Origin of the sequence: Haemophilus parainfluenzae T3T1 (genome assembly GCF_000210895.1) — a bacterium.
Classification (GTDB): Bacteria; Pseudomonadota; Gammaproteobacteria; order Enterobacterales; family Pasteurellaceae; genus Haemophilus_D; species Haemophilus_D parainfluenzae_A.
The window spans coordinates 620,865-635,439 of sequence record NC_015964.1 but is presented as its reverse complement, the minus strand read 5'-3'; the positions used below and the strand labels follow the sequence as shown (position 1 = coordinate 635,439).

General features: G+C 40.4%; 12 protein-coding genes and 1 pseudogene. 8 read left to right on the top strand and 5 right to left on the bottom strand.

Annotated elements, in window-relative coordinates; translation table 11 throughout:
- Positions 1–33 precede the first annotated feature (33 nt).
- Genes PARA_RS03200 through PARA_RS03185 form a run of 4 tightly spaced genes read left to right on the top strand, consistent with a single transcriptional unit; the run spans position 34 to position 6,795 of the window.
- A complete protein-coding gene (locus tag PARA_RS03200; protein ID WP_014064523.1) occupies positions 34–2,097 on the top strand; it encodes a TonB-dependent receptor in 2,064 nt (687 codons plus the stop codon).
- A gap of 3 nt (positions 2,098–2,100) precedes the next feature.
- Positions 2,101–3,825 carry an ABC transporter ATP-binding protein gene (locus tag PARA_RS03195; RefSeq protein WP_014064522.1) on the top strand — a complete coding sequence of 575 codons (1,725 nt, stop codon included), beginning with the start codon at positions 2,101–2,103 and terminating at the stop codon, positions 3,823–3,825.
- Positions 3,810–5,606, top strand: coding sequence for an ABC transporter ATP-binding protein (locus PARA_RS03190; RefSeq protein ID WP_231844658.1), 1,797 nt, complete (start codon positions 3,810–3,812; stop codon positions 5,604–5,606). Before PARA_RS03195 ends, PARA_RS03190 begins: the two co-directional genes overlap by 16 nt.
- Complete coding sequence (locus PARA_RS03185) at positions 5,563–6,795, top strand: MFS transporter (protein ID WP_014064520.1); 1,233 nt, start codon at positions 5,563–5,565, stop codon at positions 6,793–6,795. Before PARA_RS03190 ends, PARA_RS03185 begins: the two co-directional genes overlap by 44 nt.
- Before the next feature lie 135 nt (positions 6,796–6,930).
- Here PARA_RS03185 and PARA_RS03180 read toward each other — a convergent pair whose 3' ends face one another.
- The 4 genes and pseudogenes from PARA_RS03180 to PARA_RS10265 form a co-directional block, all read right to left on the bottom strand.
- Positions 6,931–8,409, bottom strand: coding sequence for a surface lipoprotein assembly modifier (locus PARA_RS03180; protein ID WP_014064519.1), 1,479 nt, complete (start codon positions 8,407–8,409; stop codon positions 6,931–6,933).
- An 85-nt stretch (positions 8,410–8,494) separates the two neighbouring features.
- Positions 8,495–10,042, bottom strand: coding sequence for a transferrin-binding protein-like solute binding protein (locus PARA_RS10395; protein ID WP_014064518.1), 1,548 nt, complete (start codon positions 10,040–10,042; stop codon positions 8,495–8,497).
- 167 nt (positions 10,043–10,209) lie between these two features.
- On the bottom strand, positions 10,210–10,500 hold the full coding sequence (locus tag PARA_RS03170) for a hypothetical protein (protein ID WP_014064517.1): 291 nt from the start codon (positions 10,498–10,500) through the stop codon (positions 10,210–10,212).
- 237 nt (positions 10,501–10,737) lie between these two features.
- Positions 10,738–10,854: pseudogene (locus PARA_RS10265) on the bottom strand (hypothetical protein); the annotation flags it as partial.
- A gap of 31 nt (positions 10,855–10,885) precedes the next feature.
- Here PARA_RS10265 and PARA_RS10445 point away from each other — a divergent pair.
- The 4 genes from PARA_RS10445 to PARA_RS03160 all read left to right on the top strand — a co-directional run bounded on the left by PARA_RS10445 (position 10,886) and on the right by PARA_RS03160 (position 13,850).
- Positions 10,886–11,389: a hypothetical protein gene (locus tag PARA_RS10445; protein ID WP_231844657.1), complete on the top strand. Its 504-nt coding sequence runs from the start codon at positions 10,886–10,888 to the stop codon at positions 11,387–11,389.
- Positions 11,377–11,784 carry a hypothetical protein gene (locus PARA_RS10440; RefSeq protein WP_231844656.1) on the top strand — a complete coding sequence of 136 codons (408 nt, stop codon included), beginning with the start codon at positions 11,377–11,379 and terminating at the stop codon, positions 11,782–11,784. The genes PARA_RS10445 and PARA_RS10440 overlap by 13 nt, the downstream gene beginning before the upstream one ends.
- Positions 11,702–12,115, top strand: coding sequence for an MFS transporter (locus PARA_RS10435; protein WP_231844655.1), 414 nt, complete (start codon positions 11,702–11,704; stop codon positions 12,113–12,115). The genes PARA_RS10440 and PARA_RS10435 overlap by 83 nt, the downstream gene beginning before the upstream one ends.
- Positions 12,116–12,326: 211 nt before the next feature.
- Positions 12,327–13,850, top strand: a complete 1,524-nt coding sequence (locus PARA_RS03160; protein WP_014064515.1) for a YfcC family protein — start codon at positions 12,327–12,329, stop codon at positions 13,848–13,850.
- A gap of 54 nt (positions 13,851–13,904) precedes the next feature.
- Here the strand turns inward: PARA_RS03160 and PARA_RS03155 are convergent, their stop codons facing one another.
- A complete protein-coding gene (locus PARA_RS03155; RefSeq protein ID WP_014064514.1) occupies positions 13,905–14,540 on the bottom strand; it encodes a hypothetical protein in 636 nt (211 codons plus the stop codon).
- Between the last annotated feature and the right edge of the window lie 35 nt (positions 14,541–14,575).

Here is a 14,575-nt window from a genome sequence, read left to right as displayed (position 1 = left end):
AACTTTAAACTAAAATGAAGCCTAGGAGAACCCATGAACAAGTTATCCCCACGACTCAGCCTCATTAGCCTTTGCCTGATGAGTGCCTACTCTTTTTCTACCCATGCCGAAGAAAGTCAACAGACCACAGTACTAGACGAAATCACTGTGATCGGTGAAAAATTCGAGCGTAGTCAATCATCTACCGGTTCAAGCACCTCTGTGGTAACCGCCGAACAACTCAAACAAGAAGCCAATTTACTGTCTGCTACCCAATTATTAAAACGCGATGTAAATATTTTAGACACCGGTTTGGGCAATGATTTACCTACAGTGCGCGGCATTGACGGTTCCGGTCCAGCAGTAGGTGCGGTAGCATTTTTTGCAGGTTCACGTCCACGTTTAAATATGCAAATTGATGGCAGAACTTCCAGCTATAACGAACTGGCGTTCGGTACAAAATCCCTTTGGGATATGAAACAGGTAGAAATCTATCGTGGGGCGCAAAGCTATGCCCAAGGGCGTAATGCTATTGCCGGTGCGGTGGTCATGACCAGTAATGACCCAACGCAAGAATGGGAAGGTGCCGCGAAATTAAATGTGGGGAATCATCGATTGGCACAAACGGCAGCCCTGATTTCAGGCCCGGTAGTGAAAGACGAATTAGCGTTTCGTTTAAGCGTAGATCATCAACAACGAGAAACGGCTGTGGATTTACCGCATTATGATCCCGTTGGTAACCCACGTTGGTTTAAAGCCACCAATACCCGCGCCAAATTACTGTGGACCCCGTCTGCCTTGCCGGATCTCTATAGCCGTTTAACGTTCAATCATTTAAACGCAAGAGCGCCACAAAGTGAAACGGAATTACAACCTAATTCACCACGTTACACGCCGGAACGCCCGGTATTCCAAACACGCTCTGCCAGCACTATTTGGGACATTGGTTATCAACTCTCAGACCATTGGAAATGGGAAAATAAATTGGTTTATACCCACTTTATTCACGATAGAAAAACAACTTCGCCATTCAACACCGCATTGCCGCCAAATCGTCGAGGTGTTCCGGCTCGTGTTGATGGCAATGAATTCCAAATTGAACCCATTGTAAAATACGAAAGCGAAAAATACCGTGGTTTATTCGGTTTGTTCTATTTCAATGCGAAACAAGATGAAAGTGTTACGATGCTCAACGGACGCATTGCTCGCACGCCGATTACGACAAATTTTAATGATAAAACGAAAACCAAGGCGGCCTTTGGTGAAATTACCTTTACGCCGGATATTCCGTTTGAATTGACGCTTTCTGCTCGCTATGAACAGGAACATCATCAGCGTAAAGGCAAAAGTGCGATGTTTTCCATCAACCGGGATAAGAAATACAATGTCTTCCTGCCAAAAGCAGACATTGCATGGAAAATTAACGACGATCAACGCTTAGGCTTTAAAGTAGGCAAAGGTTACAACCCGGGTGGTGCAGGGGTGACCTTCGGTGTGCCCTACACTAGCTATGAATATGACGCTGAATATGTCTGGAACTACGAACTTTATCATCGTTGGACATCCACAGATAAACGCCTACGCATTAACAGCAACCTATTCTATAACGACTACAAAGACATGCAGTTACCGTTCACCCTTGGTCCAAATTCCATCGTGATCCGCAATGCCGATAAGGTCGTTACCTATGGTGCGGAAATCAATACCGAATGGCAGGCCACGGAGAAACTGGCACTTAATGCGGGCATCGGGATGTTAAAAACCGATATCAAACGTTATCCAAACAGCGGCATTGAAGGGAATAAACTCGCTCGTGCACCAAGTTTTAGTGGAAAAGTAGGGGCCAATTATCGTCTTCTTGACCATCTAGAGATTGGTACCAATTACAGCTACAACAGTAGTTATTATTCCACTGCCGACAACTTAGCCAATGGTAAAGTAGGACATTATGACCAACTTGATGTTTATTTAGCATACGACTTTAAGCACGCCAAAATCACGCTCTATGCCGACAACGTGCTTAACTCACGCAAAGATATCTTACTCGTACCGCGCTCAGGCGACATTACCCGTCAACCAGAACGCCAAATTGGGCTTTCTACCGAGTTAAGATTCTAAGCAATGAGTAAGCAGCACCAACAAATTTGCCAACCTGTTGCCGCGCAATTACGTGCCTCAATGTGGTTGGCAACCTTCGCACAAGGCTTAAAAATCGGGATTTGGCTTTTGATGATCCACATTGTGTTCACCGTCAGCCAATTTCTTACGTTTCCTTATTGGCAGATTTTCGCGCTACTTTTCACGTCCATTTTGTATTACACCTGCAAAATTAAAGCGCACGACAAATCTCATTATGCGGCCTTTGAATTGGAAAAAATGCTACGCCAACAGCTTACAAAAAAAATCAGTCAATTATCGTTAGGCAAAGTCAATGAAATTGGGTCTGGCGGTTTAACGAAAGTGCTGTGCGATGACGTAAACGAATTGCACACTTTTGTTGCCGATGCACCGCCACTTAAAGCGGAGGCTTATTCCACACCAATTTTTGTATTAGCAGCATTGTTTTGGTTAAATTGGCCCATGGCATTGGCTGTGGTGATTTTCCTTGTCGTGTTGTTTACGATTCTGCAACGTTTAATGCAAAAAAGTCGATTGAATTATCGTGATTACGGTGCTGCTGTGAGTCAAATCAATAGCGCGATTATTGAATATATTCAGGGTATGAGCACGATTCGTACCTTTGATGCGGGACAAAGTTCGTACAGCCGTTTTAGCACCGCATTGGAAAATTTTAATCAGGTTATCTTCGCTTTTTTAGCCAAAGTGGGCGCCCCAACACGTCTTGCCCGTTCGCTCTTTACGCCAATGCCGATCATGTTGTTTTTGATCGTGTTAGGCGTGTATTTACACTCACTTGCGCTGCTTTCCACCTTTGGCTTTTTTGCCTTTTTAGTGTTAGCCGCCGGCTTAATTGAAACCATGCATCCATACATGGGGCTGTTTCATTTGTTGGAACGCTCCCGCGCTGCCATTGAACGCATTAACGAAATAAAAACGTTGGAAAATGCCACCGCACTTTTGCCGTTACAAACACCGAAGGGGTATGCTGTTCAATTTGAACAGGTTAATTTCAGCTATGATGCCGACAAAGCGACGCTGAAAAATATTGACTTTATTGTGCCGCAAAATAGCTTTACCGCGATTATTGGCACTTCAGGCTCCGGCAAAACTACCTTGCTCAATTTGCTGTTGCGCTTTTGGGATGTCGATAGCGGAAAAATCACCTTAGGTGGTGCGGATATTCGTCATATGGAACAGGATCAACTCATGAAATATTGTTCGGTCGTATTTCAGGATAACTTCTTATTTTCTTGCTCTATTGCCGAAAACATCGCTTACGGCATAGAAAATATGACGGAAGAAGCCATTATCAATGCCGCCAAACAAGCCCGTATTCACGACTTTATTATGACCTTGCCGGAGCAATATCAAACGAAAGTGGGGGAACGCGGACAATTATTGTCAGGTGGACAAAAACAACGCATCAGTATAGCCCGAGCCTTTTTACAAAATCGCCCGATTTTATTGTTAGACGAACCCACAGCCTTTTCCGATGCAAAAAACGAGGCGGATTTAATGCAGGCCTTTCATGCGCTGATGCAAAATAAAACAGTGATCATGGTAGCGCATCGCCTGTCTAGCATTACCCAAGCCGATCAAATTATTTATTTAGAGAACGGAAAAATCATCGCTCAAGGCAATCACCAAGCCTTGTTGCAAACCAATGTTGCCTATCAAGCCCTTTGGGCGGAATATCAACAGGCAAAATCTTGGACGATACATTAGAGAATGTTATGCAATCTTACTTTAATCCCGAAACTCAACGTGTAAAAAACCTGTGGCAAACTTATCACGCCTTATTTGCCGCCGCCCAACAGCAACAAAGCGCATTCTTACGCTGTCTCGCTTTTGCGGCACTGTCTGCAATTTTATTCGGCGTGGCTATCGGCTTGCTTTATCCGCTGCTTCTGGCATTAGAACAAACTGAAGCAGGGCAAAGTGCGGTCATTTTTTGGAGTATTTTATGTGGCATGCTTTTAGTCGCCAGCCTCCTTTTCCGCATTTGGGCGGAATATTATGACACTAAAGGCGATTCATTTTTGGCGACATATCAATTAAGACGTCAACTGGGCGAAAAACTCCGCCGCGTATCTCTTGCCGTCCTCAGTGGATTTCGTGCAGGCGAACTCAGTGCCGTTGCCATCCAAAGTATTAATGAAGCCACAAATTACGCATTCAGTTTAATCAGTATTCTAATTTATGGCATCGTAACACCAGTGTCTGCTGCCCTTTGTCTTTGTTTCTTTGATTACCGCTTTGGGCTGCTGATCTTCATTATTTTTCCGCTTATCGTGCCACTTTATTTATGGAGGAGAAAAGCTTTCCGTCGTGGATTTAGTATTTTGGCAGAAGCTAATCAGCGACTTAAAGGCGAAACCATTGAGTTTGTACAAGGCTTGGAAATTCTGAAATCAACGGGGCAGACTGACAACAAACAACATATTTTCAACCGTGTGATTGAAGATGTGGCCAACATTCAACGCATTGGCACAAAAAAAGGCGAACGTCCGAATTTGATTATTACCTCAAGCATTCAATTAAGTCTTATTGCCGTATTAATTGTTGGCACATTTTGGGTGATTTCTAGTAGCGCTCATTGGGTATTGTTAGCCACAGTACTGATTTTAATTGCACGAATTTCAGATGTATTGAACTTCTTTGTGCAAATGTCTTCGCTCTTAGAAATTTTTGTGATCAGCTGTGAAAAATTTGAAAAACTGATGGCATTACCTGAATTGATGGAAAATCATGGAAGCAGATTACCCACAGATTATCTCATTCGTTATGAGCATGTCAGTTTTGGTTACAATGCCGAAAAAACCATCCTAAATGACATTAATCTGGACATAAAACCTAACAGCCTCAATGCCTTTGTAGGCACTAGCGGTTGTGGTAAAACAACATTACTCCGCTTGCTGTTGCGTTACGCTGATCCGCAATCAGGACGAATTACGATCGGCGGTATCGATATTCGGGATGTTAGCCAAGAACAGCTCATGCGCTTAATTTCTGTGGTGTTTCAAGACGTGTATTTATTCCAAGACAGCGTATTAAATAACATCCGAATGGCAAAACCCAATGCCACTGATGAAGAAGTGATTCACGCCTGTAAACTTGCCCAATGCCACGATTTTATTCAGGCATTACCACAAGGGTACCAAACGCAAGTTAATGAAATTGGGAGTAATTTTTCCGGTGGTGAAAAGCAAAGACTTGCTATTGCCCGCGCAATTTTAAAAGATGCGCCGATTCTCATTTTAGACGAACCGACGGCATCGTTGGATACCCGCAATGAGCTAGCAGTACAAAAAGCGCTAGATCAGTTGGTTAAAGACAAAACCGTGTTGATTATTGCTCACCGACTTTCCACCATTGTGGGTGCGCATTGCATTTATGTGTTGGAAAACGGCAGCATTGCCGAACAAGGCACGCATCAAACACTCTTAGAACAAAAAGGACGTTATGCAGCGTTTTGGCAATGCCAACAAGGCAACATTACTCACTAAACAGGATTGGGCGCTCCTTGCCACGACCGCCGGCTTTAAATTCTGCGTAGTGGCGTTTTATATGATTGGCCTCATCACCATGTTAAAAGAGATTGGGTTCGATCTTAAACAACTTAGTTGGTTCTATTTACTTGGTGGAATGGAAATGGCGAAATTCATCGTTTCGCCGTTAATTGAACGCTATCGTCTCAAGCGTATCGGGCAATTTCGCGGCTGGCTATGCCTTTCCTCGTTAATCATTTTTATTGCCCTATTTATGTTGCATTTCATCCAACCGCAACGGGATTTTACGCTGCTTATGGTGGCGTGTGTGCTATTGAACCTAAGCAGTTTATTTTTCGGTTGTGCGGCATTAGGGTTAACATGTTCAATCCTGCCTTTTGAGCAACGTGGCTTTGGAGGCGTGATTCAGGTTATTGCCGGACGTATTGGCAAAATGCTTGGTGGCGGATTGGTATTGTTAATTTATCATCATTACGGCTGGCAAAGTGCGGTGGATTTAATGGGTATTTTTGCACTACTACTTATCCTGCAAATCAGCTTATACTCTGAATCTATAACCACCACTGAACCGCAAAATAACCAATTGCGTTTTTTATTCACGCGTTTTTTTCACTTTTGGCGACAACCTCATATTCCGCTCAGCTGGCCGATATTATTGTTGCTGGTGTTTATTCCCAGTGGTATGGTGGTCAGCAGTTTCATCCCACGCCTAAATGCCTTAGGCTGGAGTAGCCAACACATTGGTTTATTGCTTTCCGTATTTGAACCACTTTGTGCCATCGCATTTACCCCCCTAAGCGGTATATTACTCAAAAAATACTCTCGGGTTTCCGTCACTCAATGGGTGTTGTTTAGCCAAATTTTTGCCTTCTGCTTATTCATTTTATTTGAATATGTCGGCACGAATTTTCCTTATCTTATCGCCGTACCAATCTTATTATTAAGTATAACTTACGCATTACTTGTTCCGTGCTTGCTCGCCATGATTATGGACAAATCCACTCAAACTTACGCCACGCTGGACAGTGCACTGCAATTCTCCGTCGCCCTCTTCGGCGCCTACCTAGCAGGCTTTATCTCCCTCCGCCTCGCGCATGCCTTTGGTTATCTCACAGTTTACCTCGTCGCCACCGTCATTGCCGTTGGAATATGGCGCTTTTTTGGATGCCGAAAAGAAGCATTCTGAGCTTCAGAATAGATTCCACGCCCTACGGCAGACAAAATACGCATAAAAAAATCTGCACCTTACACAGCTTGACTCAGCGCCAATGTGTAAGGTGCAGATCAAACAAATCTACTCTGATAATTCAAACTTTATCTTTTAGAATGTTCTCGTCGCTTCTATAACCATTTGATTTTTATCATATGTATATAGAGAAATATTACTGTTCGTTTTAGTATAAATCCACGTTAAGCGCGGCGTGAACCCAGCATAATGAATTTTTTTATTCCAAATGGAGATGGAAGCATTATATTCATTATTCTTTTGTTTTCCTAAGAAAGACGCTTCTTTATAATTTCTTTTTGCAATACCAAAGGATGTATTAGTAGAAATACCTAAAGGCCATTCTTGTCCCCAGCTTAAGCGCGCACCTTCTCTTAAGAAGGAATTACTTTTATCTCTTGCATTTTTCGTCATAAAATCTAAAGATAATGCCCAATATTGGGTTGGTGAAGGAACATACATCAAACTATTACTAATTAAATGCGTACCGCCTTGATATTGAGTAGCATAATTTTCCTGTTTATATTTCTCATATCCATAATCGTAGTAAAATGAATACTTAAAGCTTTGATTTAACCAATAGGAAGTGGAAAGCGATACACCATAGGTATCATAATATTGTTTTAAACTTTCTGAGCCATTCACACCACCAGAATACCAACGTTTATTAACATAAGGTTGTACTTCTATATTAAATCGAGCATCAGAATATCCTAAACCAAGACCAAACACACCTGTTAAATCATTATAATTTTTATTATTCCAATAATATTTAGTATTCATTCCCGTGTTCAACACAATGTATTTTCCGCCTGATAATGCCCATTGTTTATTGGCACCAAGAGAAATACCTACCCCATTCCCTTTCTGACGAGGTGTGTTATAAACCGCTGTTTGACCATTAGGTAAAACAACGATAGTCCCCTCTTTTGCAGAGTTACTTAAATTTTTATCATTAAGATAAGTAATACCGAAAGAATAAGTCCATTGGCTTTTTTCATTAATTGCTGAGATAAATTGGTTAAACACTTCTCTATCTTGAGCCGATACATTATCTGCAGCACGTAATTTCTCAAATTGATTCTTTGACGCGTCAAATTCCTGATTAAAAAATAAAACTCGAGCTAACTGAAAACGAATAAAATTATTATCAGGAAAATTAGCCAGGAGCTTTCTATATTCTGATACAGAATCATTTAAATTGGTATCAGTTAACAGAATTGCATTTCCCCATTCAAGTAGGGATTCATCTCTATTAGGCACACGTTTATATAAAGCAATAAGTGTAGGAAGTACTTGCTTATTCGTATTAATAAGTGATTCTACAAGAATTTTTTCTAAAATTTCTGGGTGTTCTACTAAATATTTGCCCGTAAAACGAGTGTAATCATCCTTACGACTGACATTTGACTCTTCTAAACTTTGTTTATTCAAAAGCGCTTTTTGCAATGTTTGTTGCTCAGTTTTAATGGCTTGATTAAGTTTTGCTTGATCATTTTGATTCTGCTCATTGGCATCAACACATTGTGGCATAAGCAATGAAAAAACAATGCCATAAAGAAGAGGTTGCTTCATATCTTTTTCCTAATTTAGCGTTTAAAACTAAAACAGCCCACGACAAAGCGGGCTGTTTTATAATTAAAATTTCAAATTAATGAAATTATTTTACTTGACCAGCAGTATTTTCGTCAGCACGAGCCGCCCAAGGTTTATTAACAATTTTTTCTGGTGTTGATACAGCTTCTTCATATTTCTTAGCACCAAATACCGCACCCCATTGTGTTACAGTGGTATCAGCATTTTTGCTACCTGCAACATTACCACCTAACTCAGATGCTTGAGAACCAAATAAAGTTGCGTTAAATGAACCGTCTTTATTTGCATCTTCGTATGCTAATGCAGAAGTACCTGCGATGTTACCGTAGTTGTCTAACTTACCATTAAAGTTAACTAAATCAACATTGTAGTCACCTTTTTTGTCGTTATTCCAAGTGTTATAGATAGAACCAGTAACATTTTTATCTGCTAAGTTAACTTTAGCCAAAACATGGTAACCACTTTTTAGTGCGTCAACTTCTTTTTCTACACCGATAGCATTTGGCGCGCCAGTTTTATTAGCTTCACCCGGACGGTAGTCATTGTTTAAGCCATAAGCTACTGCGTGACCGTGGTATACAAGCTCACCAGAAAGTTTAGCTAATTGTTCACCAGTAGTATTGTTTAAACCACGATAGAAGTAAGAGTTTTCAGTACCTGCTTCACCATAGTTAGCAAAACCAATAACGTTACTTGTTACGTTACTGTTTTTATCGTCCAATAGACCTTTTTTGTATACGTTTAGATCTTTTTCAGTAAGGTCATGTAATTTAGTTGTTACACGACCATATTGAACAAAACGTAATTGACCATCTTGTTGAGCAGCTAATTTATTAGTTTCTTTTACTAATGGTAGGTTATTTGCATCAGTATCTTTTAATTCTTTACCATCTTCATAGGAATTGGTTCTTAAACCGTAAACTTCAGCTAATGTATCTTTACCCTCAGCATTTCTGTCTGCACGGTCAAAGTAAGCAATACGATCTTTTTCGTAAACTAAAGCAGCACCAGACTCTGTACCTTGTGTATCAGTTTTAGTACGGCTTTCTGGACGTGGAGTGCCACCAGTAGTACTACGATCTATTGAGTCGTTATAAATGCCAGTTAAAGTAAATTTACCATCTTGTTTGTCATTACCAACAAATTGGAAATCTTCAATATAAGCAATCGCTTTAGACTCAGCACCTTCGTGTGGGTAAGCTACAACGATAGTATCTAGACGAGGCTCTAAATTTTGAACAGTCATTGGCAATGGAGCAGATTGAGTAGAGTCAACTTTATCACCATTTTTATTTACGATGAAATCAGATGCGTTCTTTTTAGAAAGTAAGTAACCTGGGTTAGACTCGCTAGAAGTTGTTTGAGCTGCTTTTTCTGCTGCTGCTTTTTCTGCTGCTGCTTTTTCTGCTGCTGCTTTTTCTGCTGCTGCTTTTTCTGCTGCTGCTTTTTCTGCTGCTGCTTTCTCAGCTGCTGCTTTTGCTTGTTGTTGAGCTTGTTGTTGAGCTTGTTGTTGAGCGGCTGAATTATCGCTACCGCCACTTGAACCACAAGCTGCTAATACAGCTGAACAGATTAATGTTAGACTAAATTTAACAAGTTTGTTGTTTTTCATGTTTTTAACCTTTATAAAATTGGTTATTATAACTTTATGGTTAACAAGCTTATCGCTGGTAACCCCTTTTGTATACAAAAGGCTACATAAAGCCTTTCGATCTAAATGCTAGCATTTCAAAACACAAAAAGCAACAATTAAATCAATACCACACAATGGACTTTACATTAATTTACATTGAGTGTTTTTTTGTTCTTTTTTACTGTTTTCGGCTCAGGCGCAACTTTCTGCGTCTCTTCTACTCTCTTAAAACCATGTTCAGCCATACAAGCATCAAGCATTGGAATATCTTTATTCATGATCTTTCCACCTAGTTTCGCTTTGCAATTCTCAAATGCAGCCAAAAATTCTTCTTTTTCCGTTTTCGGCGTCATGGATTTATTGGAATCGGAAGTATTGCTTGATGAACAACCGATTAAAACAAGTGATGGTAATAAAATACTGAGTAATTTTTTCATAAATCATCCTATTTATCGTGAGTAAGAGACCATGAGTATAGCAACGAATTAAATATTTTTTTAATAAATTTTCTCTATTAAGTATTTACTAGCATGCCAATTCACAAATGGCTCCATACGCTTTTTAAGATAAATCCGAAACTCACCGTGAAAAAATCTGCACATTACACAGCTTGATCCAGCGTCAATGTGTAAGGTGCAGATCAAAGTGCGGTCGGTTTATCGCACGTTTTTTACTTAGACATCATACGTGGTGGATGCGGTGTTGCCGCCGCGACCTGTCCAGTTGGTGTGGAAGAATTCGCCGCGTGGTTTGTCGGTACGTTCGTAAGTGTGCGCGCCGAAGTAGTCACGCATCAAACACTCTTAGAACAAAAAGGACGTTATGCAGCGTTTTGGCAATGCCAACAAGGCAACATCACTCAATAAACAGGATTGGGCGATCCTTGCCACGACTGCCGGCTTTAAATTCTGCGTAGTGGCGTTTTATATGATTGGTCTCATCACCATGTTAAAAGAGCTGGGATTCGATCTTAAACAGCTTAGTTGGTTCTATTTACTTGGTGGGATGGAAATGGCGAAATTCATCGTTTCACCGTTAATTGAACGCTATCGTCTCAAGCGTATCGGGCAATTTCGCGGCTGGCTATGCCTTTCCTCGTTAATCATTTTTATTGCCCTATTTATGTTGCATTTCATCCAACTGCAACGGGATTTTATACTGCTTATGGTGGCATGTGTGCTATTGAACCTAAGCAGTCTATTTTTCGGTTGTGCAACGCTAGGATTAACCTGTGCCATCCTGCCTTTTGAACAACGTGGCTTTGGCGGTGTCATTCAGGTTATTGCCGGACGTATTGGCAAAATGCTGGCGGATTGGTATTGTTAATTTATCATCATTACGGCTGGCAAAGTGCGGTGGATTTAATGGGTATTTTTGCACTACTACTTATCCTGCAAATCAGCTTATACCCTGAACCTATAACCACCACTGAAGCGCAAAATAACCAATTGCGTTTTTTATTTACGCGTTTTTTTCACTTTTGGCGACAACCTCATATTCCGCTCAGCTGGCCGATATTATTGTTGCTGGTGTTTATTCCCAGTGGTATGGTGGTCAGCAGTTTCATCCCACGCCTAAATGCCTTAGGCTGGAGTAGCCAACACATTGGTTTATTGCTTTCCGTATTTGAACCACTTTGTGCCATCGCATTTACCCCCCCTAAGCGGTATATTACTCAAAAAATACTCTCGGGTTTCCGTCAGCCAATGGGTATTACTTAGCCAAATTTTTGCCTTCTGCTTATTTATTCTATTTGAATATGTCGGCACAGATTTTCCTTATCTTATCGCCGTACCAATCTTATTATTAAGCATTACTTACGCATTGCTTGTGCCATGCTTGCTGGCTATTATCCTTGATTATTCATCTAAAGCCTATGCCACATTGGATAGTTCACTACAATTTTCTGTTGCATTACTAGGAGCATATTTAGCTGGTTTTATTTCACTCAGATTGATCAGTACATGGGGATACATTACGGTATATTGGATTGTGGCAATCATTGCATTTGCTATTTGGTACTTTTTTAAGAACTACAATCAAAAATCATAAAGGCGCAATAATCAAATGCTATACACCTCTAATTTTTCTGAACAAATCAATTTTAAATTAAATCCCACTACATAGAATTTAATTCAGGTAAACGATTGCCCACACTGATATTATTGCATTCTTTCAAAAATCACTCTTTGCTTTTTTGCTCGTTTTGTGTAGAATACGCGCTCGGCTTATTCACTAATCCGAACACAAGGAGTTCTCCATAATGGAAGCATCAAAGAAAAAGATGAAATTCCCTTCCGCATTTAGCATTCTCTTTATTATTCTTCTTATTGCTATTGGTCTTACTTGGCTTATTCCCTCAGGGTCCTACTCTAAACTTTCCTACGACACCACCGAACATCATTTTATTGTCAAAACTCACGGAATTCCCGATCAAAGCTATCCAGCAACAGAACAAACCCTTAATCAACTCAATATCAAAATTCAACTTTCTAATTTCACCAACGGCATTATCAAAAAGCCGATTGCTATCCCCAATACCTATCAACGCATTGAACAACACAAAAAAGGCATTACCGATATGATTCACGCCATGGTGGATGGCACCATTGAAGTCGCGGATATTATGATTTTTATCTTCATACTCGGTGGAATGATTGGTGTCATAAACAAAACAGGAGCATTCAATGCCGGATTAATGTCTCTCACCAAAAAAACGAAAGGAAATGAATTCTCCGTTGTCTTTGCTGTCTGTGTGTTAATGCTGTTAGGCGGTACGGCTTGTGGTATTGAGGAAGAAGCGGTAGCCTTCTACCCAATTCTTGTTCCTGTCTTTTTAGCCTTAGGCTATGATTCGATTGTCTGTGTTGGCGCCATATTCCTCGCAGCATCGATGGGCACTGCCTTCTCAACAATCAATCCCTTCTCCGTTGTCATCGCTTCAAATGCGGCAGGGATTCCATTCACGGAAGGAATGGGATTTCGTACACTGGGTCTGATTCTTGGTGGTGCGTGTGTGATTGCTTACATGTATTGGTATTGTAAAAAACTGCGTGCTAATCCTGAATTTTCTTATACCTATGACGATCGCCAAGCCTTCTATGATCTCTATATGAAAGATATCGATCCCAATGCAACCGTTGAATTTACCTTTAGAAGAAAACTGATTCTGATTCTATTTAGCGCCGCCTTTCCTCTCATGGTATGGGGTGTTATGTTTGGGGGCTGGTGGTTTCCTCAAATGGCGGCTTCCTTCCTAGCCATTACCATCATTATTATGTTTATCAGTGGATTGCCTGAAAAAGATGTCGTAAATGGCTTTACTCATGGAGCTTCTGAATTAGTCGGTGTAGCATTGATTATCGGACTCGCTCGAGCAGTCAATATTATTCTGGAACAAGGGATGATTTCTGACACCATTCTCGATTATATGACACATCTTGTCGATGGAATGAATGGCGGCGTCTTTATTATTGGTCAGCTCCTTATCTTCATCTTCTTAGGGCTGGTTGTACCTTCCTCTTCAGGCCTTGCCGTACTCGCTATGCCAATTATGGCACCTCTGGCTGATACTGTTGGCATTCCAAGAGATATCGTCGTATCGGCTTACAACTGGGGACAATATATTATGTTATTCCTTGCGCCAACAGGATTGGTCCTTGTCACGCTACAAATGCTTGGTATTCCATTCAATAAATGGCTGAAATTTGTCATGCCAATCGTGGGCTGTCAATTTGTTATCTCATCGATACTTCTTCTCGTTCAAGTATTTATGTATGCACACTAAGCAATAAAATAAAAAGCCACGCAATCTAGCGTGGCTTCTTTTTCTCATCTGATGTTATTTAACAAACTCATCAAACTCTAACTCATAATCATCACCATCTCTGGTGTATTTGATATAACGTGGAAATTGTTCACCTGAGAATTTCTTCACCATAATATCCTTATTACCTGTTTTAAATGAATAAGTGATTTCAGTGACAGTTTGCTTGTTATATTGGATCTGTTTTTCCACTTTCTTCACATTCACATTTTCCATTGGGTAAAGTTTTTTACCATTTGTGATTTGGAAACTGGTTGGCAATTTATCGTAATAGCTCAACTGAAATGCCATGGTGAATAAGTCAAAAGTCGGTAATGTTAACGGTTCGGTTTCTAACCCATTTTTCACTTTACCGTATTCAATGGTTGTTGGTGAAATTTTAGAAATGGCATAAGGCTTACCATTACGCACATCTTGATAATTCACCATTTTAAATTGACTCGCAGTTTGTGAACCACGAGAAGTAAACACAATGTTGTATAACGGGATATTAATTTTTGCATTGACTGAATACTGTGAACCATCAGCCTTAAAATGCACGTACGCAGGCATGACATAATTAGAACTGTATTTAATATTATAATCCACCGCAGACCATGCTGTTGGCACATAAGCAATTAATGCAGCAAAAAGGATTTTAAATAACTTCATTGGTTTTCCTTATATAAAAATAGGTTGCCCTTTAG

What these genes read in the sequence shown, in the direction of transcription:
- PARA_RS03200 (WP_014064523.1), top strand. Translation starts at nt 34, where the DNA reads ATGAACAAGTTATCCCCACGACTCAGCCTCATTAGCCTTTGCCTGATG.
- PARA_RS03195 (WP_014064522.1), top strand. Translation starts at nt 2,101, where the DNA reads ATGAGTAAGCAGCACCAACAAATTTGCCAACCTGTTGCCGCGCAATTA.
- PARA_RS03185 (WP_014064520.1), top strand. Translation starts at nt 5,563, where the DNA reads ATGCAGCGTTTTGGCAATGCCAACAAGGCAACATTACTCACTAAACAG.
- PARA_RS03180 (WP_014064519.1), bottom strand. Translation starts at nt 8,409, where the DNA reads ATGAAGCAACCTCTTCTTTATGGCATTGTTTTTTCATTGCTTATGCCA.
- PARA_RS10395 (WP_014064518.1), bottom strand. Translation starts at nt 10,042, where the DNA reads ATGAAAAACAACAAACTTGTTAAATTTAGTCTAACATTAATCTGTTCA.
- PARA_RS03170 (WP_014064517.1), bottom strand. Translation starts at nt 10,500, where the DNA reads ATGAAAAAATTACTCAGTATTTTATTACCATCACTTGTTTTAATCGGT.
- PARA_RS10445 (WP_231844657.1), top strand. Translation starts at nt 10,886, where the DNA reads ATGCAGCGTTTTGGCAATGCCAACAAGGCAACATCACTCAATAAACAG.
- PARA_RS03160 (WP_014064515.1), top strand. Translation starts at nt 12,327, where the DNA reads ATGGAAGCATCAAAGAAAAAGATGAAATTCCCTTCCGCATTTAGCATT.
- PARA_RS03155 (WP_014064514.1), bottom strand. Translation starts at nt 14,540, where the DNA reads ATGAAGTTATTTAAAATCCTTTTTGCTGCATTAATTGCTTATGTGCCA.